Source organism: Pseudomonas fluorescens group sp., from assembly GCF_020093335.1.
GTDB classification, from domain to species: domain Bacteria; phylum Pseudomonadota; class Gammaproteobacteria; order Pseudomonadales; family Pseudomonadaceae; genus Aquipseudomonas; species Aquipseudomonas petroselini.
In genome coordinates, this window is sequence record NZ_JAIOKW010000056.1 from 1 (window position 1) to 25582 (window position 25582).

The following is a 25582-nucleotide window of genomic DNA, read 5'->3' on the forward strand; positions in this document are numbered from 1 at the left end:
GGGCGGGCGGGGCGCGCCAGTCACGCAGCGGCATCACCGCCAGCATCGCCCCGGCGAGTAACTCCCAGGCACGCAGGTGCAGCAGATAGAACGCTTTTTGCGGCTGATGCGTGACCGCCCAGACGCTCATGCCGAAAGACACCAGCAACACACCCAGCAACGCCAGCCGCCAGTGTTTCAAACGGCTTGAAAGCAGGGTCAGCAACAGCGGAAAGACAATGTAGAACTGCTCTTCCACTGCCAACGACCAAGTATGCAGTAACGGCTTGATGTCGGAGGCCGCATCAAAATAACCGTGCTGGCGTGCAAACAGCAGGTTGGAGCTGAAGGTCGCCTGATAGTGCGCCGAGCGCCCCAACGCTTCGTAGTCCTTGGGCGCCAGCAGGAACCAACCCACCACCAGCGTCGCCGCCATCATCACAAACAGCGCCGGCAGAATACGCCGGGCACGGCGCGCCCAGAACTCCACGAAACTGAAACGCCCGGCCTGACGTTCGCGCCAGATGATCGAGGTAATCAGAAAACCGGAAATCACAAAAAACACATCGACGCCGACAAAACCGCCAGTGACGCCTGGAACGCCAAAATGGAACAGCACGACAGCCAGGACAGCAATGGCACGCAGGCCGTCGATGTCTCTTCGATAAGCAAGAACGGTCATAAACAATGGTCAGCCAGATACGAATGGGGATGAGCGTAGCCGCACTCACCTATTTTTGTTTCTTAACTGACACTTGAGGCGCTCAAACCTCCCCTTTTCGACACAAAAAAAATGGCGCCCCTGAGGGCGCCATTTTTTCGGACCTGAAACGTGGTTTTACTTACGCTTCATCGACAAGAAGAACTCATCGTTGGTCTTGGTGGTTTTCAGCTTGTCGATCAAGAACTCGATGGCAGCGACTTCGTCCATCGGGTGCAGCAGCTTGCGCAGGATCCACATACGCTGCAGTTCGTCATCGGCAGTCAGCAACTCTTCGCGGCGGGTACCGGAACGGTTGATGTTGATCGCCGGGAACACGCGTTTTTCCGCGATGCGACGGTCCAGGGGCAGTTCCATGTTGCCAGTACCCTTGAACTCTTCGTAGATCACTTCGTCCATCTTCGAACCGGTTTCAACCAGTGCGGTGGCGATAATGGTCAGCGAGCCGCCTTCCTCAATGTTCCGCGCGGCGCCGAAGAAACGCTTCGGTTTCTCCAGGGCGTGGGCATCGACACCACCGGTCAATACCTTGCCGGAGCTCGGGATTACGGTGTTATAGGCGCGGGCCAGACGGGTGATGGAGTCGAGCAGGATCACCACGTCCTTCTTGTGTTCGACCAGGCGCTTGGCCTTCTCGATCACCATTTCGGCAACCTGCACGTGGCGGGTTGGCGGCTCATCGAACGTGGAGGCAACCACTTCGCCGCGCACGGTGCGCTGCATTTCGGTCACTTCTTCCGGACGCTCATCGATCAACAGCACGATCAGGTGAACTTCAGGATTGTTACGTGCGATGTTCGCTGCAATGTTCTGCAGCATGATGGTCTTACCGGCCTTTGGCGGTGCGACGATCAGGCCACGTTGGCCTTTGCCGATCGGGGCACACAGGTCGATGACACGGCCGGTCAAGTCTTCGGTGGAACCGTTACCGGCTTCCATCTTCATGCGCACGGTCGGGAACAGCGGCGTCAAGTTCTCGAAGAGAATCTTGTTTTTCGCGTTCTCGGGACGATCGAAGTTGATCGTGTCGACCTTGAGCAGGGCGAAATAACGCTCGCCTTCCTTCGGAGGGCGGATCTTGCCAACAATGGTGTCGCCGGTGCGCAAGTTGAAGCGACGGATCTGGCTCGGCGAGACGTAGATATCGTCTGGGCCGGCGAGATAGGAGGCGTCTGCAGAGCGGAGGAAGCCGAAGCCGTCCTGGAGAATCTCCAGCACGCCATCACCGGAGATTTCCTCGCCGCTTTTCGCGTGCTTTTTCAGCAGGGAGAAAATCACGTCCTGCTTGCGCGAACGGGCCATATTTTCTATGCCCATTTCTTCGGCCAGTTGGAGCAGGTCGGTAATCGGCTTTTGCTTGAGTTCAGTCAGATTCATATAGGAATGACGTAATCATTTATGGAGGGGGGAAATTAAGCTTTTGGCTTAATGAGGCCGCGCCGCAGAGAAGGCGACAGGATCGCGTACTAATCGAAAAGGAATGCGTCGGCGACGGCTTGCAGGGGGCAGTGGAGAAACCAGTGCGGGGCCGAATGTACCACCTGAGTTTGGGAGCGTCTAGCCCTGTTTCACGAAAAAGCCCCGCTATTTGCGGGGCTTTTTTGACGACGCTTAGATGTTCGCGTCGAGGAAAGCTTGCAGCTGAGACTTCGACAGCGCGCCTACTTTAGTGGCTTCGACGTTGCCGTTCTTGAACAGCATCAGCGTAGGAATACCACGCACGCCATGCTTGGCCGGGGTTTCCTGGTTGTCGTCGATGTTCAGCTTGGCAATGGTCAATTTGCCTTCGTAGGTGGTCGCAATGTCGTCCAGGACTGGAGCGATCATTTTGCAAGGGCCGCACCATTCAGCCCAGTAGTCAACCAGCACCGGGCCAGCAGCCTTGAGTACTTCGGCCTCAAAGGTCGCGTCGGTGACGTGCTTGATAAGATCGTTGCTCATGGATGTCTCCGGATTGTAAGCAAAAAAAACGTGGCCCATCATAGCCGCCCTTCCCCCGTTCAGGAAGCCGCCTCTGATTGAGTCTTGCTATGGTGGCGCATGAGTTTGCGTATAGCCCAACTCACGGCGTTACGGGAGTCACGAAGGCGATGCCCGTGCGCAACGCCGCATTGCGCACGTGTTCCTGCATGGTTTTCTGCGCCGCCGCACTGGCGCGCCGGGCCAGGGCACGCAGGATCTTGCGGTGCTCCTGCCAGGTTTCCATGGCCCGCTCCGGCCGGATGAACGGTAGTTTCTGGCTCTCCAGGAACACCTCGGCGCTGGCGCTCAGGATACTCACCATGGCTTGGTTACCGCTGGCCAGCAGGATGCGTTGGTGAAATTCAAAGTCCAGCCGCGCGGCGGCTTCAAAGTCGCCGACCTTGAGCACCTTGCGCATCGCTTCGACGTTGTCTTCCAGGCGGTCCAGTTCATCCGTCGTCAACGTGACCGCCGCCAGCCCCGCCGCAAACCCCTCAAGGGCGTAGCGCAACTGGAAGATATCCAGCGGCGTGGCCTGCGCCGCGAACGGCCAGGCAAACCCTGGCGATTCCTCAGGCGCTTGCACGAACACCCCCTTGCCAGGCTGCACACTCACCACTCCCAAGGCACTCAGTGACGACAACGCCTCGCGCAACGACGCCCGGCTCACGCCCAACTGCACGGCCAGGTCACGCTGGGACGGCAACGCATCGCCCGGCCCGAAGCCTTGCTCCTTGATCAGTTTGCGGATGGCCTGCAGGGCCGCTTCCGGTACGGCTTGGGCGATGGAATTCATAAAAAACTCAAGGTTCCAGTCAACTGAGCGGCTAGTTGTAAAGCTATTCGCGGCAGGCGGCAAGCCACGCCCCAAAGGCGCTCGCCCGATTCTGCCAGCGCTCGAAAAGGGTGCGAAAAGCCCGACAACTGTTCAGACCAGTAAGACCACCTCGGCTCAATAAACACCAGCCTTACAGACGATCTGAGCGGTACTGGCATGGGCTGTGCACTGGGCAAATCCAGAAAATCCCTTCGCCCTTCTCGGAGAGTTGCCATGACCAAGCGCTACAGCGCCCTGCTTACTGCCCTGTTCGCCAGCCTGATGCTGAGCCAGGCACCCGCCCAGGCCAATGGTCTGGACGACATCGTTGCCCGTGGCACCCTAAAGGTCGCCGTGCCCCAGGACTTCCCGCCGTTCGGCTCGGTCGGCCCTGACATGAAGCCTCGCGGCCTCGACATCGACACCGCCAAGCTGTTGGCCGACCAGCTCAAGGTCAAGCTGGAGCTGACCCCGGTGAACAGCACCAACCGTATTCCGTTCCTCACCACCGGCAAGGTCGACCTGGTGATTTCCAGCCTGGGCAAGAACCCCGAGCGCGAAAAGGTCATCGATTTCTCCAAGGCCTACGCGCCGTTCTACCTGGCCGTGTTCGGTCCGCCTGATGCCGCCATCAGCAGCGTCGACGACCTCAAGGGCAAGACCATCAGCGTGACCCGTGGCGCCATTGAAGACATCGAGCTGACCGCCGTCGCGCCCAAGGAAGCCACGATCAAACGCTTCGAAGACAACAACTCGACCATCGCCGCCTACCTGGCCGGCCAGGTCGACCTGATTGCCAGCGGTAACGTGGTGATGGTGGCGATCAGCGAGCGCAACCCGAAACGCGTGCCGGCGTTGAAGGTGAAGCTCAAGGATTCCCCCGTGTACGTGGGCGTGAACAAGAACGAGCCCGCACTGCTGGAGAAGGTCAATCAGATCCTGGTTGCGGCCAAGGCCGACGGCAGCCTGGAAAAGAACGCGATGCAGTGGCTCAAAGAACCATTGCCTGCTGATCTCTAAGGCGGAGCTGACCCATGGCCTATCAATTCGACTTTGTGCCGGTGCTGGCCAATACCGACCTGCTGCTGCGCGGCGCACTGTTCACCCTTGAGCTGACAGCGATCGGTGCGATCCTGGGGGTAGCCCTGGGCACCGTCGGAGCGGTGGTGAGGGCGTGGAAGATCCAGCCCTTCGCCTGGTGCTTCGGTGTGTATGTCGAGTTGATTCGCAACACACCGTTCCTGGTGCAGCTGTTCTTCATCTTCTTCGGCCTGCCGTCATTGGGGCTGAAAATTACCGAGTGGCAAGCCGCAGTGCTGGCGATGGTGATCAACTTGGGAGCCTACTCCACCGAGATCATCCGCGCCGGCATCCAAGCCATTCCCCGCGGGCAACTGGAAGCCGCCGCCGCACTGGCCATGACCCGTTTCGAAGCCTTCCGTCATGTGGTGCTGCTGCCGGCGCTGGGCAAGGTGTGGCCGGCGCTGAGCAGCCAGATCATCATCGTGATGCTCGGTTCGGCGGTGTGTTCCCAGATCGCCACCGAGGAGCTGAGCTTTGCCGCCAACTTTATCCAGTCGCGTAACTTCCGTGCGTTCGAAACCTATGCCCTGACCACCCTGGTGTACCTGTGCATGGCGCTGATGATTCGCCAGTTGCTCAATTGGATCGGTCGACGCTTCGTGATGAGGAACAGCCGATGAGTGATTTTTCCTTTTGGGACATCGTGCGTAACCTGGCCACCGGCCTGCAATGGACACTCCTGCTGTCGCTGGTGGCGTTTGTTGGTGGCGGCGTGATCGGTTTGCTGGTGATGACGATGCGCATCAGCCGCAAAGCCTTCCCGCGCAACGTGGCGCGCACCTATATCGAACTGTTCCAGGGCACACCGGTGTTGATGCAGCTGTTCCTGGTGTTTTTCGGCATTGCCCTGCTCGGCGTGGATATCTCGCCCTGGCTGGCGGCGGCCATTGCCCTGACCCTGTTTACCAGCGCCTACCTGGCCGAAATCTGGCGCGGCTGCGTCGACTCCATTGCCCATGGGCAATGGGAAGCGTCGGCCAGCCTGGCGCTTAACCCACTGGAGCAACTGCGCTACGTGATCCTGCCCCAGGCGCTGCGAATTGCCGTGGCGCCAACGGTGGGCTTCTCGGTGCAAGTCGTCAAAGGCACCGCCGTGACTTCGATCATAGGCTTTACCGAACTGACCAAGACCGGCGGCATGCTCGCCAACGCCACCTTCGAGCCCTTCATGGTCTACGGCCTGGTGGCCCTTGGTTACTTTTTGCTCTGCTACCCCTTGTCCCTCAGTGCGCGCTACCTGGAAAGGAGACTGCATGCCTCTGCTTAGAATTTCCGCCCTGCATAAGTATTACGGCGATCACCACGTACTCAAGGGCATCGACCTGACCGTTGAAGAAGGCCAGGTGGTGGCGATCATCGGCCGCAGCGGCTCGGGCAAGTCCACTTTGCTGCGAACCCTCAACGGCCTGGAATCCATCAACGACGGCGTGATCGAAGTCGATGGCGAATACCTGGACGCTGCCCGCGCCGACCTGCGCAGCCTGCGGCAGAAAGTCGGCATGGTGTTCCAGCAGTTCAACCTGTTCCCGCACCTGACTGTCGGCGAAAACGTCATGCTTGCGCCACAAGTGGTGCAGAAGGTGCCCAAGGCCAAGGCCGCCCAATTGGCCAGGCAAATGCTCGAACGCGTGGGGCTGGGCGAGAAATTCGACGCCTTCCCCGATCGCCTGTCCGGCGGCCAGCAACAACGCGTGGCGATTGCCCGCGCGCTGGCGATGTCACCCAAGGTGTTGCTGTGCGACGAGATCACCTCGGCCCTCGACCCGGAACTGGTCAACGAAGTGCTCAGCGTGGTGCGCCAACTGGCCAAGGACGGCATGACCCTGATCATGGTGACCCACGAAATGCGCTTCGCGCGGGAAGTCGGCGATAAGCTGGTGTTCATGCACCAAGGAAAGGTGCATGAAGTGGGTGACCCCAAGCAGCTGTTCGCCAACCCGCAAACGGTCGAACTGGCCAACTTCATCGGCTCTACGGAACAGTAGGACTGACCAGTTCGAATTGGCCATGCCCCTCCAGCAGCACCTCCCGGCGCACCGAGAGGGCATCGGCGGGCAAGTGAACCTCAATCTCTACCTGGGCCGTCAACCGGCGGCCCGTCACTGGCACACCGGCTGCGCTCGCCACCAATGTGCGGCCAGGTAACAGCCGCCCGTCAGCCGTTTCATCGGGTTGCCACGCCACCGGCCTGCCGTCGACCTGAGCCCGCCTCAGGCTCAACATGAAGCGTCCTTGCCGGCCAAACTGAAAACCCTGGGCATCGGCAGGCGCACCACTGAAGCGCAATGCCATTGCCGCCGGGTTGGCGCAGAGCACGCTCAGGTGCAGCGTACGCTGCGTATCCAGCCTCAGTGTCGAGCGACCGGACGACGTTTGCGAGGGACGAATCACCCCGTAATCGACCCGGGGCTCGCTCAAGGTCATCCGGCAGTCTTCGGCCCGCGCCTGGTTCACCAGCAGGGCGACGACCACCAGACACACGCCAGCGGCACGCGGGCCGTTCATCCGTTCAGCGAACATGGCATACCACGGGTGCGGTTTCGTAGAGTTGGTCATCGTCAGGCTCTTGCTCCGGGTTGACTTGCAGCAGGCAGGATTGCGAATCCGGCAATGAAACCTTCAGGGTTTGCGGCCCATCGATGTTGCTGAGGAAAATCATGCCCTCACCCACCACGCTGGTTACAAAGTTGTTGTCCTGGCCAAACACAGCAGCCCCTTGAGGCAAGGGCCGACCTTGTTCATCCTGAGCTTCAAGCAACAGGCGACGGACTTTCACCACATCAAAGTTGAGAATATTGACTGAACCCCGACCAGCGGCGAGCACCTTGGTCCCGTTCTTCAAGTCGACGCGCTTGGGCAGCGACTGGGTCTGCACCTGCAGATGGTTGTTGCTGTAAGCCTGCAGCCCGGGGATCACGGCCTGGCCACTGAAATCGGTCCATACCGGTCCTTGGGGCGTCGAGACCTTTGCCGCACCGATATCACCCACCGAGACAATGCCAAAGGTGTCCTGCACCGCATACGGCGAGAAGGTCACGCCGTGCTCATGGGCCACGATGCCGCCTTGCAGTTGGCCGGAATAGTTGGTGTTCGACGGGTCACGGTCGACGCCCAGGCTCACGCGGGTATAGAGCGGCAAGATGTCCACACGGCCACGCACGCTTTGCTCTCGTTCTTTCAGGTCCCGATCAACACCGACCTCGTAGTTCACATAGTCGTTGACCCGCTCGCTGAGGGCGGTGCCGGCATCCAGCCGGTCACCTCGACGACTGACGTAAGCGCTCACACGCCGATCATCGCCGAGCGGCACCGTGACCTGCAGCCGGACGGACGTGCCCTCGTCCAGCCGCTCATCACGGCGACCGCCCCGAACCGGGTCCAGGCGCCGAGGCTCGGTCGCACCTACCTGAGCGTCGGCGATCAGGGCTACTCCCACGCCGTTGAAGGTGTTGTTCCACGAGGCAAAGAGGTGATCGTTGGAGTGCCCGTCAAATTGCGAGTTACGTGTGAAGCCGAGGGAGAAACCACCCAGGGACGGGTCCGCCCAGCTCAAACCTGCCGTGTACTGACGCTTGAAACGCGCATCCAGATCGTACCCTCGCGACGCCTGGCCGGCGTCCAGTACTTCCCGGTAGCCGCGGCTCTGTGCCGAGGCACTCAGGTTGATATCAAGGTTGGCAAATAACGGAGTCCCCAAAGACAGCGTGCTACGTGCGCCTCCCACCTCATCTTGAGCATCACGGGACAGGTTATGCCGCACACCCACGGTCACCTGGTGGAAAAATACACTGCTCAGGGAGCCGCCTGCCGACTGGTACTCATCGGTACTCAGTAGACCGAAGCCCAACGACGAGCGCTGGCCCAATCCCCAGGTGCCGCTGCCCATGGCGACCACAGGGGACTCCCGGTTGTCGAGGGACGTCTCACGCACCTTGCCGAGGGAAAAATAGTACCCCGGCTCCACCGGCGCTCCACCACGAAAGGAAGCAGCGGGCACCACGAAACTGCGCTTGGCCCCACGCACGTCAATCACGCTCACGTCGAGGTCGCTGGTGCTGTTCAGCAATGGCAAACCGGTGAGCCTGAACGGACCTTCCGGCACCAGGGTGGAGTGGATCAATGCGCCCGATTGACGGACTTCGACCCGAGACTGGCTTTGAGCCAGCCCTTCCACCACGACGTTGCTGTCGCCCGCGCCGGTGCGCTGCTGGCCATCCGGGGAGAACTGCAAGCCCGTCAGCTGCACACCGCCAAATATCGGGTTGTTGCTGGAAATCTGCCCCACCTGGAAGGTCGACTGCAACGCCGCGATATCACGCTGGGCATAAGCATTCACCTGCTCGGTGCGCGTCTTGCCATTGTCGGACACATAAAACTGGCGGCTGCGGACAATCCAATTACCCAGGTTGAAACCCGCCTCGGTATAGGCCGATACGAAGCGACTTGGCCCACCCCGCGAGTGGGTATCGAAACCCAATATGTCGTAGTTAAAGAGGGCTGCCGCGCCCCCCTGGGAAAAATTCCCGGTCTCCCACTCGGGCTCGCGCAGGGACTGCGTGGGCACCACCAGGGTGATCTCATCGCTGCTGGGGCGTAGCCGCACCATGGTCGCCGGGTATTCCCCGACGAAGTCATGGCAGGCCTGGTCAGGGGTAATGCCCTCACGCAGAACCCTGGACGGGGTGACCAGACCGGCCTTTGCCAGTAACGCAGGGGTGAAGCACAACTGGCCCTGGTAATCGAAACGTGCATCAACCAACCCCAGCGGGGTGCCATTGACTCGCAGCCCGACCACATGGACACCTTCGCGAAAGCGCGCGGCGCTACGAAAGTATTCCGACACCTGTGGATCAATGCCAAGGGAGGTCAACGCAGCCAGATCAAAACCTTCCCCCAGCCCGACCGCTACGCTGGTACCGGGCAGACTCCACAGCGTCGCAAGCCCCAGCAGAATCCTGGAACGCGCTTGGGAAACATTGCTCGGCACGCTATTGGCAGAGCGACGGGTATGCCTGCTCTTCTTCATAGGCGCGTCAATCCGCATCAGCCGTAACGGGTGCGCGGTAGGTATCCACCGTAAACCCGTAGACCGTGGCCGGTTGAATCCCCACGGCCACCACGCCCGCCACCGGGCCTGCCGACGCAAGCGTCAGCACTTCGCCCGGGAGGATGTAGGTTCGCGGCAACGTTGCAACGCTTGCCTGCGGATGCAGTTGTACTTCCATCCCCAGGCGTACGACGTAAGCGCTGTTGTTGTGGACCCTCAACTGATCCCCTTCACGCTTCCATGTCAGCAACTGCCAGGGCGCGTCATGCCTGGGCAAGCCTTTAGGGTGCAGGATCAAGGGCAGGCTCTGGCGCAGGGTGATACCAATGGTCGCACCGCCGGGTGCTCGTGCCTCGGGGATACCTTCAAAGGAAACCCGTTTCAGGCGCTGGGTCTTGAGCGGTTTCTTCGTGGTACTGATGAAGCGAACAAGTTGGGTGTCGCCCGCTTCGACCCGAGTAATCGGGGGCGTTACGATCAACAAGGGTTCCAGGTCTTCGGGTATGTTTTGTATGACCGAATGGAGCAACGCAGGGCCAGGGTCGGTATTTTTAACATTAAGCGTTGCCTCACCCTCTTCTTCATTAAGAATGACAACGGTTGTTTCGGGTTGCATTCCGTCTGCGACTGCCAAACCACACCAAAAGAGGCACAAGCTTATATAGCGCAGCAACGACACAACCATTATTGATAGAACATTCACCGATTTTCCCCACAGCCATAAAATCAAACACCAACAAACGCACACGTTAAAACAGCCGACATTTAACAGAGATAGATAAGTACCTTTGCGTTAATGTCGGCCGTTAATGACGTACTTAGATGTAATCCACTGACAGGCTGGTGCGACCATCCAACGTTACATCGCGGGTCAGGTCCAAATCCTGTGTGCGGTTGATAACGGCTTTCACTTCAAGTGTGCCCGTAAGACTGGTGACGGATGCAGGTACCACACTGGTACCGCTGCGCCACGAATACTGGGCGGGTGATTGGGCGACTTTACCGTCACTGTTCTGCCAGGCAGCGCCCGAGCTGCTGCGCATGATAGGGCTCAGGGTCCCGCTGGACGATTGCAGATTTTTGAGGGTGACGGAGTACCCACCGGTACGCTTGCTATTGGCGAGACCCAGACCGTAGTTCTGCGCCTCGGTGAACCCGGTACCGAGGATGCCTGTCACCTTGCTGGCGGATTGCAGGTCACTCAGCGCCACTCGGAACTGCGCTGGGGTTTGGCCGCAACTGATGCTCAAGCCGACCGTTTTCGCTGCAAGAGAAGTGAACTGCGTCGGCGACAAGCTTGCGGCGGGAATTGTCTGGTAATCAACGATGCCGCCACCGGCGAGGCTAAGGTTGCAAGCCACCGGTTTGATAGTCCCGCGTACAATCAGTTCAGCAACATTCGTTGCATGAGCCCCGATACTCGCGACCAGGCAAAGAGTCCCCACTGTCACACCAAGCATTTTTTTCATAGTAAACCTGTCATCTGTAATGAATCGGTGCATTCACGAAGGCCGAACATTCCGACCCTAAATAAATAACACCACGGCGTAATTGCCGGATGACAGTCTGTCGTTTTGGCACCTGATTAAAGAATCAGACTAGACGCCAGTCATTGTGGGAACCGTAAAAACAAATAGTGAGCCAAGCCAAAACACCAGGTAGGCGTAAATACAAAACCAATAAGTTATTAATCGCTCCCTTGTAGGCAAAATCATAAACAGCAAAATGACAACAAAAGGTTAATAATTCCTACAAAAGTGAAGCTCTATTCAAGGGTGGTTCAGAAACCTCCCTACATTACCTACAAGAATTCCTCACAGACACCTACATGAAAATTACCGAAGCCGTACGCGTTGGCACCAAAGGTCGATCGTGGCACGATGGCTGGGTTATCGACCGAGACCCCCTAACCATGCCGCAATCCCAAGCCAAGAATCTGTCCCTGATCGCCGCCATCGACCTGGGCTCGAACAGCTTTCACATGGTCGTGGCCAAGGCCCAGAACGGCGAAATCCGCATCCTTGAGCGGCTCGGCGAAAAAGTGCAACTGGCTGCCGGAATCGACGATGAGCGCCAACTCAATGAAGAATCCATGCAACGTGGGCTTGATTGTCTCAAGCGCTTTGCCCAACTGATCAACGGCATGCCCCTGGGCGCCGTGCGAATCGTCGGCACCAACGCCCTGCGTGAAGCCCGTAACCGCGGCGAATTCATCCGGCGCGCCGAGGAAATCCTCGGGCATCCCGTAGAAGTCATCTCCGGCCGTGAAGAAGCGCGCCTGATCTACCTCGGCGTGTCCCACACCCTGGCTGACACCCCTGGCAAACGCCTGGTCGCCGACATTGGCGGCGGCAGCACCGAATTCATCATTGGCCAGCGCTTCGAGCCGCTGCTGCGCGAAAGCCTGCAGATGGGCTGCGTCAGCTACACCCAACGCTATTTCAAGGATGGCAAGATCACCCCGGCGCGCTATGCCCAGGCCTACACGGCGGCGCGACTGGAGATCATGAGCATCGAGCACGCCCTGCACCGCCTGACCTGGGATGAAGCCATCGGTTCGTCCGGCACCATCCGCGCCATCGGCCTGGCCCTGAAAGCCGGCGGCCATGGCACCGGCGAGGTCAACGCCGAAGGCTTGGCGTGGCTCAAGCGCAAACTGTTCAAGCTGGGGGATGCAGAAAAAATCGACTTCGACGGCATCAAGCCCGACCGTCGTACTATCTTCCCGGCCGGCCTGGCGATTCTCGAAGCGATCTTCGACGCCCTCGAACTTCAGCGCATGGACCACTGCGACGGCGCCCTGCGCGAAGGCGTGCTCTACGACCTGCTGGGGCGTCACCATCACGAAGACGTGCGTGAGCGCACGCTCACCTCGTTGATGGAGCGCTACCATGTCGATCTGGAACAAGCCGCCCGCGTGGAACGCAAAGCGCTGCACGCCTTCGACCAGGTGGCCGAGGATTGGGACTTGGAAGACGGTGTATGGCGCGAGTTGCTGGGCTGGGCCGCCAAGGTGCATGAAGTGGGCCTGGATATCGCCCACTACCATTACCACAAGCACGGCGCCTACCTGATCGAGCATTCGGACCTGGCGGGTTTCTCCCGGGAAGACCAGCAGATGCTCGCCCTGTTGGTGCGCGGCCATCGCCGCAACATCCCCAGGGACAAGTTCGCTGAATTCGGTGACGAAGGCATCAAGCTGATTCGCCTGTGCGTGCTGCTGCGCTTTGCGATCCTGTTCCACCACATTCGTGGCACCCAGGAAATGCCTCAGGTAACCCTGCGCGCCGACGGCGACAGCCTGGACGTGGTGTTCCCGAAAGGCTGGCTGGATGAGAACCAGCTGACCCAGGCAGATTTTGGCCAGGAAGCGGAGTGGCTGACGCGGGTGGGGTTCAGCCTTAATTTGCGCTGATGAACACCGCAAACAACTGTGTGAGCGGGCTTGCGTGGTGAGCGGGCTTATGTGGTGAGCGGGCTTGCCCCGCGCTGGGCTGCGAAGCAGCCCCAATAAAAACGCCGCATTCTGTCAGACAGAATGCGGCGTTTGGTTTTAGGGCCGCTTCGCAGCCCAGCGCGGGGCAAGCCCGCTCACCACACAAGCCTGCTCCCACATGGGGTCGCGTTAGCCTGGATTAATTCACCGACAGGATCGGGCTACCCAACTTCTCTAACAGCGTCGCCTGCGCACTGCGCGGGTTCTGGTTGCCGGTCGGTGTGTTGCGCACGTAGCGCCCGTCCGACTGCAGGCTCCAGCTGTGGGTGTTGTCGGTCAGGTAGCTTTCCAGCTCCTTCTTGACCCGCATGATCAGCTTCTTGCCTTCCACCGGGAAGCAGGTCTCCACACGCTTATCGAGGTTGCGCTCCATCCAGTCGGCGCTGGAGAGGAACATCTGCTCCTCGCCGCCGTTGAGGAAGTAGAACACCCGTGTGTGTTCCAGGAAGCGGCCGATGATCGAGCGCACATGAATGTTGTGCGACACCCCGACAATGCCCGGACGCAGGCAGCACATGCCACGCACCACCAGGTCGATACGCACGCCGGACTGGCTGGCCTTGTACAGCGCGCGGATGATCTTCGGATCGGTCAGCGAGTTGAACTTGGCAATAATGTGCGCCGGTTTGCCCTCCAGGGCGAACTGGGTTTCGCGGGCAATCATGTCGAGCATGCCCTTCTTGAGGGTGAACGGCGCGTGCAGCAGCTTCTTCATGCGCAAGGTCTTGCCCATGCCGATCAGCTGGCTGAACAACTTGCCGACGTCTTCACACAAGGCATCGTCGGACGTCAGCAGGCTGTAGTCGGTGTAGAGCTTGGCGTTGCCGGCGTGATAGTTGCCGGTGCCCAAGTGGGCGTAACGCACGATCTCACCGGCTTCACGGCGCAGGATCAGCATCATCTTGGCGTGAGTCTTGAAGCCCACGACGCCGTAGATCACCACCGCACCCGCCGCCTGCAGACGGCTGGCCAGCTGCAGGTTGGATTCTTCGTCGAACCGCGCACGCAGCTCGATCACCGCGGTGACTTCCTTGCCGTTACGCGCGGCGTCGACCAAGGCGTCGACAATTTCCGAGTTGGCGCCGGAACGGTACAGGGTCTGGCGTACGGCCAATACGTGCGGGTCCTTGGCAGCCTGGCGCAGCAGGTCGACCACCGGGGTGAAGGACTCGAACGGGTGCAGCAACAGGATGTCCTGCTTGCTCACCACACTGAAAATGTTCTCGCTGTTTTGCAGCAGCTTCGGGATCTGCGGGGTGAACGGCGTGTATTGCAGCTCCGGGTGGCTGTCCAGGCCGGTGATGCTGAACAGGCGCGTCAGGTTCACCGGGCCATTGACCTGGTACAGCTCGGACTCGGACAGGTTGAATTGCTTGAGCAGGTAGTCCGACAGGTGTTTGGGGCAGGTGTCGGCCACTTCCAGGCGCACCGCATCGCCGTAGCGCCGCGAGAACAGCTCACCGCGCAGGGCACGGGCCAAGTCTTCGACGTCTTCGGAGTCCAGCGCCAGGTCGGCGTTACGGGTCAGGCGGAATTGGTAGCAACCCTTCACCTTCATGCCCTGGAACAGGTCATCGGCGTGCGCATGGATCATCGACGACAGGAATACATAGTTATCGCCAGCGCCCCCCACCTCTTCGGGTACCTTGATGATCCGTGGCAACAGGCGCGGCGCCGGGATGATCGCCAGGCCGGAGTCACGACCGAAGGCGTCGATACCTTCCAACTCCACGATGAAGTTGAGGCTCTTGTTCACCAGCAACGGGAACGGGTGCGTCGGGTCGAGGCCGATCGGGGTGATGATCGGGGAAATCTCGTCACGGAAGTAACGGCGCACCCAGGTCTTGATCTTGGTGGTCCAGTGACGGCGGCGGATGAAGCGGACCTGATGTTTTTCCAGTTCCGGCAACAGGATGTCATTGAGGATCGCGTACTGGCGGTCCACATGGCCGTGCACCAGCTCGCTGATGCGTGCCAGGGCCTGGTGCGGCTGCAGGCCATCGGCGCCGGCTTGCTCGCGGGCAAAGGTGATCTGCTTCTTGAGGCCGGCGACGCGGATCTCGAAGAACTCGTCCAGGTTGCTGGAGAAGATCAGCAGGAACTTCAGCCGTTCCAGCAACGGATAGGACTCATCCAGCGCCTGCTCCAGCACGCGGATGTTGAATTGCAGTTGTGACAGCTCGCGGTGGATGTACAGGCTGCTGTCATCCAGGTTGGTCACGGCGACCACCGGGGCCGGTACGGGCGGCTCGGCGACCACGACCGGCGCGGCAGGCTCGTGCTCCGGCGGGGTCTCGCTGACCTGTTCAACCACCGGGTGAGCGTCTTTTACGGCAACTTCTGTGAGTCCTTCGGTATTCATCGAGTGTTCCTGTGAGGGCTATTGTTGCTCTCTAAGCAATTGGGCGGCGCGGGCGGCGAAGTAAGTCAGGATGCCATCAGCCCCGGCGCGTTTAAAGGCTGTCAGGGATTCAAGAATCACCCCTTCACTCAGCCATCCATTCTGTATTGCAGCCATGTGCATCGCGTATTCGCCGCTGACCTGATAGACGAAAGTCGGCACTTTGAATTCTTCTTTGACCCGGTAAAGGATGTCCAGGTAAGGCATCCCCGGCTTGACCATCACCATGTCAGCGCCTTCGGCCAGGTCGGCCGCCACTTCGTGCAGGGCTTCATGGCTGTTGGCCGGGTCCATCTGGTACGAAGCCTTGTTGGCCTTGCCCAGGTTCAGCGCCGAGCCCACCGCATCGCGGAACGGGCCGTAGTAGGCGCTGGCGTACTTGGCCGAGTAGGCCATGATCCGCACGTTGACGTGACCGGCCAGCTCCAGGGCTTCGCGGATCGCCTGGATGCGGCCGTCCATCATGTCCGACGGTGCAACCACCTGGGCGCCTGCCGCTGCGTGGGACAACGCCTGCTTTACCAGCGCGTCGACAGTGATGTCGTTCTGAACATAGCCGTCTTCGTCAAGAATGCCATCCTGCCCGTGGGTGGTGAACGGGTCCAACGCCACGTCGGTGATCACCCCAAGCTCCGGGAACCGCTCGCGCAAGGCACGGGTGGCGCGCTGGGCGATCCCGTCCGGGTTCCAGGCTTCGGCAGCATCCAAAGACTTGAGTTCAGGCGGCGTGACCGGGAACAGCGCCAATGCCGGAATCCCCAGCTCGACCCAAGCGGCGGCTTCTTCAAGCAGCAGGTCAATGGTCAAGCGCTCCACACCGGGCATCGAAGCCACTGCTTCGCGACGATTTTCACCGTCCAGCACAAACACCGGCAGGATCAGATCGTTGGTCGTCAGCACGTTTTCACGTACCAGACGACGAGAGAAATCATCTCGACGATTGCGACGCAGACGGGTGGCGGGAAACAGGCGATTGGCAGGGGTAAAGCTCACGACAGACTCCTGAGCCCGGGTTCACGGGCGAGCGTTGCAGTTATAAGCGGCCATTATGACGAAGGTATGACAGTTGTGCTTAACGATGCGACCTGTAGTCGCATTCGTCATTTCCGTAGGAATTGTTCACTTCGTGACACATCTCGATACTTTCATGAATCTTCGTGAAGGCGTAGGCTGCGCGTTCATTTCGCCAGCACCCAGACCATGCTTCAACAATTTCTGCATGACTTCGGCTACTTTGCCCTCTTCCTAGGCACCTTCTTCGAAGGCGAGACCATCTTGGTGCTCGCAGGCTTCCTGGCGTTCCGTGGGTACATGGATATCAACCTGGTGGTCGTGGTTGCCTTTTTCGGCAGCTACGCCGGCGATCAGCTCTGGTATTACATGGGCCGCAAACACGGGCGCAAGCTGTTAGCGCGCAAGCCACGCTGGCAGTTGATGGGCGACAAGGCCCTGGAGCATATCCGCAAACATCCGGATATCTGGGTGCTGAGCTTTCGCTTTGTCTACGGATTGCGCACGGTCATGCCGGTGGCGATCGGCCTTTCCGGCTACCCACCCCTGCGCTACCTGATCCTCAACGGTATTGGAGCCGCGATCTGGGCTGCCGCCCTGGGTGCTGCGGCGTATCACTTCGGTGCCGTACTGGAAGGCATGCTCGGTAGCGTCAAGAAATATGAGCTGTGGGTATTGGGTGCGTTGCTGGTACTGGGCTTCGGCCTGTGGCTGCGCCGCCGCTTCAAGAATGCGCGTATTGCCCGTGAGGCCTGCGCCGAAGCCAAGGCCCGACTGGCCGCCGAACCCGCCCCTGTCGAAGCCCCTAAGACGCCAGTCGAGTAAACCGGCCTCTGCAGCAATAGAGGCCGATCACGCTGAGCAGGCTGTAGCTCAGCAGGCCCAGCCAGCCCAGGTTGCTGGCGGGCCATAGCCCGGTCAACGGCGCCAGCCATACCAGCGGCACATTCAGTGCCAGCCTCAAAAGCTCGGCCTTCCACGCCCACGGGCGGTTCTCCAGGGCCACGCCCAACGTAAACAGCCCCAGCGCCATCGCACTCCAGCCCAGGATCAACGCCGCCGTGGGCAAGCCTTCGCCAACATTCATCAAATAGCTGCCAAAACCTACATACGCCGCAAACTGCAGGGCGATATAGACCTGCTGGCGCACACCCAGCGGGACTTCGAATTTGCGGAACTGGCTCAAGTCATGTTTGGCCAACGGGTACTTGGCCTTCACGTCCGCCGGGCGCCAGCCGGTGCGCATGAACCAGATGCGCAGCTTGTCCCACCGGCTCTCGGTGCGCCGTGCGTCACGCCATAACTGTGCATAAAACTGCAGGTTGGCCCACAGCGGATTCCAGCTGGCCAGCGGCGTGGTCACGCCGAAAATCACCGGCTCGTTGTCGTCTTCCTCTTGGAAGGTGCCGAACAGTCGGTCCCAAATAATGAACACCCCGCCGTAGTTGCGATCCATGTAGAGAGCGTTCTGTGCATGGTGGGCCCGATGATTGGACGGCGTGACAAAAAACCACTCATACCAGCCGAGCTTCGGCACATGCCGGGTGTGCACCCAGAATTGATACAGCAAATTGAGCGATGCCACGCTGATAAACACCACCAATGGCACGCCCAGTACAGCCAGGGGCAGGTAGAAGATCCAGCTGAGCAGGAAGCCGGTGCTGGTCTGGCGCAGTGCGGTGCTGAGGTTGTAGTCCTCGCTCTGGTGATGCACCGAGTGCGCGGCCCACAGGATGTTGCGCTCGTGGCCCATGCGGTGCAGCCAGTAATAGCAAAAGTCGTAGAACACAAACGCGAACACCCAGGTCCAGACACTTTGGGCAGGCAGTTCGATGACAGCGAGATGCTTGAGGGCGAACGCGTAGGTCAACAGCCCCACACCCTTGGTCAACAACCCCGTGGTCGTCGACAACACCCCGGTGCTGAGGCTGTTGATAGCATCCGCCACCCGGTAGTTGCGCTCGCCGCGCCAACGGTCGGCAAGCAGCTCCACGATGATCAAGACGACGAAAAACGGTACCGCGTAAGGCACAAAGTCCATGGTCTGGTCCGGTCTATTTTTGTTACATCAAGATTAGGTGCAGCGGCGCGAGATCCCATTGGCAACAGATGACAAATTAGTAGACATTTAACGCCAAGAACCCAGGAGAAATGCCCATGAGCAAAAAGATTGCAGTGATCCTTTCCGGCTGCGGCGTGTACGACGGCGCAGAGATTCACGAAAGCGTGATCACCTTGCTGCGCCTGGACCAGCGTGGCGCTCAGGTCCAATGTTTTGCCCCGGATATCGCGCAATTGCACGTGATCAACCACCTCACCGGCGAAGAGATGCCCGAGTCGCGCAATGTACTGGTGGAGTCGGCCCGGATCGCACGGGGTAACGTGAAGAACCTTCGCGACGCCAACGCCGAAGACTTCGATGCGCTGATCGTGCCCGGCGGGTTCGGCGCGGCGAAAAACCTCTCGAACTTTGCCGTTGAAGGCGCTGGCTGCAGCGTCAACCCGCAAGTGCTGGAACTGGCCGAGGCGTTTGCCGAAGCAGGCAAGCCTGTGGGGCTGATCTGCATTTCACCGGCCCTGGCGGCCAAGATCTACGGCCCAGGCGTGACCTGCACCATCGGCAACTGTGCCGACACCGCTGCCGCGCTGGACAAGATGGGCGCCACACACCTGGAATGTGCGGTGGAAGATATCGTCGAAGACACGGCACGCAAGCTGGTGAGCACGCCGGCCTATATGCTCGGCAAGAACATCAGCGAGGTCGCATCGGGGATCAACAAGCTGGTTGACCGGGTGCTGGAACTGACCCACGAGAACGACTGATAGCACCCTACTGTGGTGAGCGGGCTTGTTCTGGTGACCGGGCCTGTTTTGTGAGCAGGCCTGTTTTGTGAGCAGGCCTGTTGTTGTGAGTAGGCTTGTGGGTGGGTGGGCTTGTGTGGTGAGCGAGCTTGTTGTGGTGAGCGAGCTTGTTGTGGTGAGCGGGCTTGCCCCGCGCTGGGTGGCGAAGCCGCCCTAAACCCTGCAGTCATGTTCTAACGGACTCACCGCGTCGGCTGAATTGGGGCTGCTGCGCAGCCCAGCGCGGGGCAAGCCCGCTCACCACACAAGCCCGCTCACCACAACAAGCCTGACCACCACAACAAGCACCCTCACCACAACAAGCCTGCTCGGCACACCTACCCCGCCACAGGGTCAGGCCTGGCGCATTAACCGCGTCAGGATCCGGTCCAACGCATTGGCAAACGCCTGCTTCTCCTTCTCCCCGTGCGGCGGTGGCCCTCCGCCCATCTGGCCTTGCTCACGCAGATCAGTGAACAGGTTGCGCACCGCCAAGCGTTCGCTCATGTTCGCCGGGCTGAACTCCTTGCCGCGTGGGTCGAGGGCCGTGACGCCGTTTTTCACCAAGCGGTCGGCCAGGGGCACATCGCTGCAGATCACCAACTCGCCGGGCACCGCGTGTTCCACCAGGTAGTCATCCGCCGCATCCGGGCCACTGGGCACCACGATCAACTTCACGCAAGAAAAGCTCGGCTTAATCTGGCTCTGACCGGCCACCAGTACCACTTCGAACTGGCGCTTGAGGGCAAACTTCACCACTTGGTCCTTGGCCGCCCGAGGACAGGCGTCGGCATCGATCCACACCCGCATACTTAAGCCATCACCCGGCGCTTCTCGGCCAAACGGCTGCGGCCATACAGCACCACAATCGCCAGGATCGCCACGGCCTGCGCACTCAGCGAGTACGCATCGGCGTGGATGCCCAGCCAGTCGAAGTCAAAGAAGGCGACCGGCCGCGTGCCAAAAATGCCGGCCTCCTGCAACGCCTTCACGCCATGCCCGGCAAACACCACCGACAGTGCACACAACAATGCCGCGTTGATCCCGAAGAACAACGCCAGCGGCAGCTTCGCCGAACCGCGCAGGATCACCCACGCCAGGCCCACCAGCAACACCAGCGCCGTGGCGCCACCGGCCAACACCGCGTTGTGCCCGGCCGGGCCAGCTTGCAGCCACAGGGTTTCGTAGAACAGGATCACTTCGAACAACTCGCGGTACACCGAGAAGAACGCCAGCATCGCAAAGCCGAACCGCCCGCCGCCGCCCACCAGGCTGCTCTTGATGTAGTCCTGCCAAGCGGCGGCGTGGCGGCGATCGTGCATCCACACGCCGAGCCACAGCACCATCACACTGGCGAACAGGGCTGTGCAGCCTTCAAGCAATTCGCGCTGGGCGCCGCTCACGTCAATCACATACGCCGCCAACGCCCAGGTCGCCAGACCCGCCAACAGCGCCAGGCCCCAACCGACGTTGACGCTGCGCACCGCCGACTGCTGGCCGGTGTTGCGCAGGAACGCAAGGATCGCGGCCAGCACCAGGATCGCTTCCAGGCCTTCGCGCAACAGGATCAGCAAGCCGGAGATGTAGCTCAACGACCAACTCAGGCCATCACTGCCCAGCAAGCCGGCAGACTCGGTGAGCTTGCCCTTGGCCACGTCCAAGCGTTGTTGCACCTGCTCGACCGGCAAACCGTCCTGCAACGACTGCCGGTAGGCCATCAGCGCCTTCTCGGTGTCCTTGCGCACGTTGGCGTCAACGTTATCCAGCGAGCTTTCTACCAGCTCGAAACCTTCCAGATACGCGGCCACCGACAGGTCGTAAGCCTGTTCGTGGTCACCCTTTTGGAACGCCGCCAGGCTCTTGTCCAGCGTGCTGGCGGTGTAGTCCAGCAACTGCGCCGGGCCACGCTTGACCTGCGGCGGTTGCGCACGCTGGGCGCGGAACGTCGCGGCAGCCGCGGGACCGCTGGCGGCCAGCACTTCATTGGGGGTCTGGCGGGCCAGGTCGGCGAGGTTGAACGGTTGCTCGCTTTTCGCAGCGGCCGGGTCGGCGGTGAAGCCGGCGATGTAGGTGGCCAGGTCCCAGCGCTGGCGGTCGTCCAGTTGGTCGGCGAAGGACGGCATGTCAGTGCCTTCGACGCCCAAGCCAAGGGTGTTGTAGATCGCGTAAAGGCTCAAGCGGTCCAGGCGTACGGCGTCCCGCAGGTTGGCGGGCGGCGGCGTCATGCCCACGCTGGCTGGGCCGTCACCGGCGCCAGAAGTGCCGTGGCATACCGAACAATGCTGGGCGTAGAGCGGCGCACCGCGCGTGGGATCAGGGGTGATCGCCGGGGCCTGGCTGACTTCATAGGCCACGGCCAACTGGGCGCCCAATTGACGGGCTTGGCGAGCGACTGTCGCGCCGTCTTGATGGGCAGTTACAGCCGCTAACAGTTCGTCGACGCCCTTGACCAACGCCGCGCGCTCCGGGCGTTGTGGCAGTTCTGCCACCAGGCCCTGCAACACGCCGAGAAACTCCAGTTGTTCGCGGTATTCGGATTCATCGATAACCTTGCCCGCCTCCACCGTCGGAGGATAGTCAGCGCCAATGTAGTCCAGCAAATGCAGGGCTTGTGGGGCGCCCTCGGCAGTCGCGGCCATCAGGTTGAAGCTGCACGACATCAACGCCGGCAACATCAGCCAGACGAGAAAACGGAAGGGGGCAGTCATGAACGAATCTCAAAGGGAAATACGAAGTAACACATTGTTGAGCCTTAATGGGTTTGACTCAAGGCGTAAGTGATTGGGTGTTGGTGGGGGCGGGGCATTTTTAGAAGCGGACTAGTGGCGTTTGGCGACTTCGTCGGGGCAAAAAGCCATTGTTTTGCCAGTAATGGTGCTTATAATGCCGCGCCCTGTTAGTGCGAAAGGGAATTTCATTCCTCGTTTTTATGAGGAATGACCACATCGGTTGATACTTTCAGGGAAGAAGTCTGCATGGCATTTCGCGCCTTACCCTCGCTCGCGCTCGCGGCGGTGACCTTGTTGTCCGGCTGCTCGATGTTCCGCAGCTACGATACCGAGCTGCAAGCCACCAATCAGCAATTGGCCACCGGCAATGTCGACGCCGCCCTGACCCTGCTGGAAAAGAACAACACCGGCGACGACAAGGACCTGCTCTATTTCTTCGAAAAGGGCGAGCTGCTCCGTGCCAAGGGTGACTTGACCGGCAGCCAGACCGCCTGGCGCAGCGCCGACCTGCAAGTCTACAAGTGGGAAGAGTCGGTCAAGTTCGACAGCGCCAGGTACCTCGCCCAATTTGGCAGCTTCCTGGCCAATGACAAGGTGCGGCGCTACGAAGGCTATGACTACGAAAAGGTCATGCTGACCACGCAGATGGCCCTGAACCTGTTGGCCCTGAACGACTTCGACGGCGCACGCACCGAAATCAAGAAAACCCATGAACGTGAAGCCGTGATCGCCGACCTGCGGGACAAGGAATACCTCAAGCGCGAGGACGAAGCCCAACGCGAAGGCGTGACCACCCAGATGAAAGACCTGCGCGGCTACCCGGTGGAAACCCTGGACGCGCCGGAAGTGGTCGGCCTGAAAAACAGCTACCAGAGTGCGTTCAGCCATTACCTGGCTGGCTTTGTCTACGAAGCCCTCGGCGAAAAAGACCTGGCGGCACCCGGCTATCGCAAGGCCGTTGAACTGCGCCCCAACACGCCATTATTGGAAAAGGCCCTGCTGGACCTGGACAAATCCAAGGTCGGCGCCGATGAAACCGACGTGCTGATCGTGGTACAGAGCGGCCTGGCACCAGCCCGCGACTCTATTCGCCTGCCGCTGCCGATCCCGATCAATGGCAACCTGGTGATCACCCCGCTGTCGTTCCCGGTGATCAAGGCTGATACGTCCACCGCAACCTTCGCGCAGATTGGCGTCGACGGCCAGCAACAGAACCTCACTGCACTCAACAGCACCACGGCCATGTCCCGCCGCGCCCTGCGCGATGACATGCCGGGGATCATCCTGCGCACCACCGTGCGTGCGGTCACCCGTGGCGTGGCGCAAAACAACCTGAACAAGACCAACCCCATGGCGGGCCTGGTGCTGGGTATCGCCTCGGCCGTCACCGAAGGCGCCGACACCCGCACGTGGCGTACCCTGCCGGACCTGACCCAGGTGACCCGCCTGCGCCTCAAGCATGGCGAGCATCAGGTCAGTCTGCCCAACGCCCTGGGCGGCACGCGGGTGACGGTCAAGGCCGATCAGCGTTATCAGGTCATCACCCTGCGCGTGGTCGGCAACCAGGTATTCGCCGGCGGCCTGGCCGCCCACGTGGAGCCGAACACCGCCAACCAGGCCATCGCCCTCAAACAACCTTAAGGAGCACGTTATGCGTCATTTCATCCTCGGCGCCCTGGCGCTGGTCCTGCTGGCCGGCTGTGCCACCCCGCCGCCGCCGGAGCCTGGCAGCGCCGCGAGCAAAATCGTGGTGATGGGCAAGTTCAAGGGCATCGCGGTCGGTGCCATTCGCGTGGCCCGCGAGAACGGCTTCCTCACCGCCAAGGTGCAGTTGAGCAACATCACCAGCAGCAACCAGATGATGTATTACCGCTTTGCCTGGCTGGGTGCCGACGGCTTCCCGGTGGGCGATGAAGAAACCTGGAAAGTGCTGAACCTGTACGCCAACCAGGCGACCTTCCTGCCTGCGATTGCCAATGTGCCGCAGGCGGCGGACTTCCGTCTTGAAGTGAAAACCCCTTGAGCCGTCCATCCTTTTTGCTGCTGAGAGATTTCCCAATGTTTGCACGCTTCTCGATCCTTGCCGTCGTCGCCGTCCTGGCCAGCGGCTGCGCCAACACCTCCCCGGTACTGGGCGGTAAAAACATCAGCTACGGCGATACCAAGGCAGTGGAACTGGTGACCAATGAGTTCGGTTCCACCGACCTGCAAATGATCGCCGAAAGCATGACCCGCTCCCTGGCTCAGTCCGGCATCCTGCAAGGCCGTCCGGTGGTGCAGGTATACGACGTGAAGAACAAGACCAGTGAGTACATCGACACCCGTGAAATCACCACGTCGATCAAGACCCAACTGATGAAGACCGGCACCGCACGCTTTGCCAGCGACAACACCGACATGCAGAGCCAGGTCGACCAGCTCAAGCTGCAGAACCAGAGCGGCCTGTACAAGAAGTCCACCGTCAGCAAGACCGGCAATATGGTCGCTGCCAAGTACCGCCTGGAAGGCTCCATCAGCTCCATCGTCAAGCGCAGCTCGGACTACAAGGACGTGTTCTACAAATTCAGCCTGCAGCTGATCGACGTCGAGAGCGGCCTGGCCGAATGGATGGACGAAAAAGAAATCCGCAAAACCACGGAGCGCTAAGTAATGCGTGCATGGATCGGCATGATCAGCCTGCTGTGCGCCTTCGGCGCCTCGGCCGCCCCGAAGATCGCGGTGACCGACCTGGCCTACGAGGCGCGGGTCGAGGAATACATCCACCAGGTTTCGGCGAGCAACAACTTCCAGGCCAGCGCTTACCACGCCAGTGGGGCGTCGAACTACAGCGAGTACGAAAGCCGTACCAGCTACATCGAACAGACCGAGCTGCGTAAATTCAGCGGTGATATCAAGGGCGAGATCCTCAAGTCCCGGCAGTTCCAACTGGTGCAGGGCACGCCCTACACCGCCGATGCCAAGGGTGACGTCTACGACGTGATCAAACGCATCAAGGCCGGTAATTTCAAGGGCGCCGACTATGTGCTGTTCGGCACACTGTCAGACATCGACTTCACCCAGGACATCAACGCCCTGGACCACACCAACAGCTACTCGGCGGTGCTGGGCCTGACGCTGGTGGCGGATTTCAGCCTGATCAATACGCGCACCTACGAGATCACCTCGGCGTTTACCGCCATGGGTGAAGGCCAGGACACCAAGCTGGTGAACAGCCGTGACATACGCGTGAGCCTGAACCGGCCGCGCGTGGTGAAGGAAGTGTCGAAAGCCTTGGGTGAAGATGTGGCCCGGCAGTTGGGGGAACAGTTGGGTGGCGGGTATCAAGACCCCGGCCAACCGCCACTGCGCAATAACCTGCCAAGGGATGAAGCGCCGAAGATTCTGCGCTGAGCCTAAGCCTCACAGACAACACAAAACCAAATGTGGGAGGGGGCTTGCCCCCGATAGCGGTGGGTCAGCTACAAGTTAGCTGACTGACACACCGCCATCGGGGGC

General features: G+C 60.4%; 24 protein-coding genes. 11 read left to right on the forward strand and 13 right to left on the reverse strand.

The window, feature by feature from the left end; all coding sequences use genetic code 11:
- From K7431_RS29200 to K7431_RS29215, 4 genes are all read right to left on the reverse strand, one after another.
- The coding region (locus K7431_RS29200) for an acyltransferase family protein (RefSeq protein ID WP_224316760.1) at nucleotides 1-661 on the reverse strand (661 nt) is incomplete at its 3' end.
- A gap of 156 nt (nucleotides 662-817) precedes the next feature.
- Nucleotides 818-2077, reverse strand: a complete 1260-nt coding sequence (gene rho, locus K7431_RS29205) for a transcription termination factor Rho (RefSeq protein WP_003176825.1) — start codon at nucleotides 2075-2077, stop codon at nucleotides 818-820.
- A gap of 234 nt (nucleotides 2078-2311) precedes the next feature.
- A complete protein-coding gene (gene trxA, locus K7431_RS29210) occupies nucleotides 2312-2641 on the reverse strand; it encodes a thioredoxin TrxA (protein ID WP_015886460.1) in 330 nt (109 codons plus the stop codon).
- A 121-nt stretch (nucleotides 2642-2762) separates the two neighbouring features.
- Nucleotides 2763-3458 (reverse strand): FadR/GntR family transcriptional regulator, encoded by a 696-nt coding sequence (locus K7431_RS29215; RefSeq protein ID WP_015886461.1) that lies wholly within the window; start codon nucleotides 3456-3458, stop codon nucleotides 2763-2765.
- A gap of 255 nt (nucleotides 3459-3713) precedes the next feature.
- On the opposite strand from K7431_RS29215, the gene K7431_RS29220 reads away from it, so the two are divergent.
- Genes K7431_RS29220 through K7431_RS29235 form a run of 4 tightly spaced genes read left to right on the forward strand, consistent with a single transcriptional unit; the run spans nucleotide 3714 to nucleotide 6547 of the window.
- Complete coding sequence (locus K7431_RS29220; RefSeq protein ID WP_015886462.1) at nucleotides 3714-4499, forward strand: transporter substrate-binding domain-containing protein; 786 nt, start codon at nucleotides 3714-3716, stop codon at nucleotides 4497-4499.
- 14 nt (nucleotides 4500-4513) lie between these two features.
- On the forward strand, nucleotides 4514-5182 hold the full coding sequence (locus tag K7431_RS29225; RefSeq protein ID WP_010207407.1) for an amino acid ABC transporter permease: 669 nt from the start codon (nucleotides 4514-4516) through the stop codon (nucleotides 5180-5182).
- Nucleotides 5179-5829, forward strand: a complete 651-nt coding sequence (locus tag K7431_RS29230; protein ID WP_015886463.1) for an amino acid ABC transporter permease — start codon at nucleotides 5179-5181, stop codon at nucleotides 5827-5829. Before K7431_RS29225 ends, K7431_RS29230 begins: the two co-directional genes overlap by 4 nt.
- Nucleotides 5816-6547, forward strand: coding sequence for an amino acid ABC transporter ATP-binding protein (locus K7431_RS29235; RefSeq protein WP_015886464.1), 732 nt, complete (start codon nucleotides 5816-5818; stop codon nucleotides 6545-6547). Before K7431_RS29230 ends, K7431_RS29235 begins: the two co-directional genes overlap by 14 nt.
- On the opposite strand, the gene K7431_RS29240 is transcribed toward K7431_RS29235, so the two are convergent.
- The 4 genes from K7431_RS29240 to K7431_RS29255 all read right to left on the reverse strand — a co-directional run bounded on the left by K7431_RS29240 (nucleotide 6534) and on the right by K7431_RS29255 (nucleotide 11078).
- On the reverse strand, nucleotides 6534-7067 hold the full coding sequence (locus K7431_RS29240; protein WP_015886465.1) for a hypothetical protein: 534 nt from the start codon (nucleotides 7065-7067) through the stop codon (nucleotides 6534-6536). The two genes, K7431_RS29235 and K7431_RS29240, sit on opposite strands and share 14 nt — an antisense overlap.
- Nucleotides 7068-7071: 4 nt before the next feature.
- Nucleotides 7072-9588 carry a fimbria/pilus outer membrane usher protein gene (locus tag K7431_RS29245; RefSeq protein WP_052308691.1) on the reverse strand — a complete coding sequence of 839 codons (2517 nt, stop codon included), beginning with the start codon at nucleotides 9586-9588 and terminating at the stop codon, nucleotides 7072-7074.
- Between the two features lie 7 nt (nucleotides 9589-9595).
- Nucleotides 9596-10294, reverse strand: a complete 699-nt coding sequence (locus K7431_RS29250; protein WP_080943257.1) for a fimbria/pilus chaperone family protein — start codon at nucleotides 10292-10294, stop codon at nucleotides 9596-9598.
- Between the two features lie 133 nt (nucleotides 10295-10427).
- On the reverse strand, nucleotides 10428-11078 hold the full coding sequence (locus K7431_RS29255) for a DUF1120 domain-containing protein (RefSeq protein WP_043206046.1): 651 nt from the start codon (nucleotides 11076-11078) through the stop codon (nucleotides 10428-10430).
- Between the two features lie 443 nt (nucleotides 11079-11521).
- Here K7431_RS29255 and ppx point away from each other — a divergent pair, with 443 nt between their 5' ends.
- Nucleotides 11522-13024, forward strand: coding sequence for an exopolyphosphatase (gene ppx / locus K7431_RS29260; protein WP_015886469.1), 1503 nt, complete (start codon nucleotides 11522-11524; stop codon nucleotides 13022-13024).
- Nucleotides 13025-13244: 220 nt separating this feature from the next.
- Here ppx and ppk1 read toward each other — a convergent pair whose 3' ends face one another.
- Both ppk1 and hemB read right to left on the reverse strand, forming a co-directional pair.
- Nucleotides 13245-15467, reverse strand: a complete 2223-nt coding sequence (gene ppk1 / locus K7431_RS29265; protein ID WP_015886470.1) for a polyphosphate kinase 1 — start codon at nucleotides 15465-15467, stop codon at nucleotides 13245-13247.
- An 18-nt stretch (nucleotides 15468-15485) separates the two neighbouring features.
- Entirely contained in the window at nucleotides 15486-16499 is a 1014-nt protein-coding gene (gene hemB / locus K7431_RS29270) for a porphobilinogen synthase (protein ID WP_015886471.1), read from the reverse strand.
- A 207-nt stretch (nucleotides 16500-16706) separates the two neighbouring features.
- On the opposite strand from hemB, the gene K7431_RS29275 reads away from it, so the two are divergent.
- Nucleotides 16707-17342 carry a DedA family protein gene (locus K7431_RS29275; RefSeq protein WP_015886472.1) on the forward strand — a complete coding sequence of 212 codons (636 nt, stop codon included), beginning with the start codon at nucleotides 16707-16709 and terminating at the stop codon, nucleotides 17340-17342.
- Here K7431_RS29275 and K7431_RS29280 read toward each other — a convergent pair.
- Nucleotides 17323-18558 carry a sterol desaturase family protein gene (locus K7431_RS29280; RefSeq protein ID WP_015886473.1) on the reverse strand — a complete coding sequence of 412 codons (1236 nt, stop codon included), beginning with the start codon at nucleotides 18556-18558 and terminating at the stop codon, nucleotides 17323-17325. The two genes, K7431_RS29275 and K7431_RS29280, sit on opposite strands and share 20 nt — an antisense overlap.
- A 116-nt stretch (nucleotides 18559-18674) precedes the next feature.
- On the opposite strand from K7431_RS29280, the gene elbB reads away from it, so the two are divergent.
- Nucleotides 18675-19340, forward strand: coding sequence for an isoprenoid biosynthesis glyoxalase ElbB (gene elbB, locus K7431_RS29285; protein ID WP_043206047.1), 666 nt, complete (start codon nucleotides 18675-18677; stop codon nucleotides 19338-19340).
- Nucleotides 19341-19712: 372 nt separating this feature from the next.
- Here the strand turns inward: elbB and K7431_RS29290 are convergent, their stop codons facing one another.
- Complete coding sequence (locus K7431_RS29290) at nucleotides 19713-20168, reverse strand: YaiI/YqxD family protein (protein WP_015886475.1); 456 nt, start codon at nucleotides 20166-20168, stop codon at nucleotides 19713-19715.
- 2 nt (nucleotides 20169-20170) lie between these two features.
- Nucleotides 20171-22066, reverse strand: coding sequence for an FTR1 family protein (locus tag K7431_RS29295; RefSeq protein ID WP_015886476.1), 1896 nt, complete (start codon nucleotides 22064-22066; stop codon nucleotides 20171-20173).
- Nucleotides 22067-22333: 267 nt separating this feature from the next.
- On the opposite strand from K7431_RS29295, the gene K7431_RS29300 reads away from it, so the two are divergent.
- From K7431_RS29300 to K7431_RS29315, 4 genes are read left to right on the forward strand one after another with little or no spacing between them, the layout of a single operon-like run.
- Nucleotides 22334-23728, forward strand: coding sequence for a COG3014 family protein (locus K7431_RS29300; protein WP_015886477.1), 1395 nt, complete (start codon nucleotides 22334-22336; stop codon nucleotides 23726-23728).
- Between the two features lie 10 nt (nucleotides 23729-23738).
- Complete coding sequence (locus K7431_RS29305) at nucleotides 23739-24110, forward strand: YcfL family protein (RefSeq protein WP_015886478.1); 372 nt, start codon at nucleotides 23739-23741, stop codon at nucleotides 24108-24110.
- 35 nt (nucleotides 24111-24145) lie between these two features.
- Nucleotides 24146-24733, forward strand: a complete 588-nt coding sequence (gene lpoB, locus K7431_RS29310; protein WP_015886479.1) for a penicillin-binding protein activator LpoB — start codon at nucleotides 24146-24148, stop codon at nucleotides 24731-24733.
- Between the two features lie 3 nt (nucleotides 24734-24736).
- On the forward strand, nucleotides 24737-25477 hold the full coding sequence (locus K7431_RS29315; RefSeq protein WP_043206049.1) for a hypothetical protein: 741 nt from the start codon (nucleotides 24737-24739) through the stop codon (nucleotides 25475-25477).
- Nucleotides 25478-25582 lie beyond the last annotated feature (105 nt).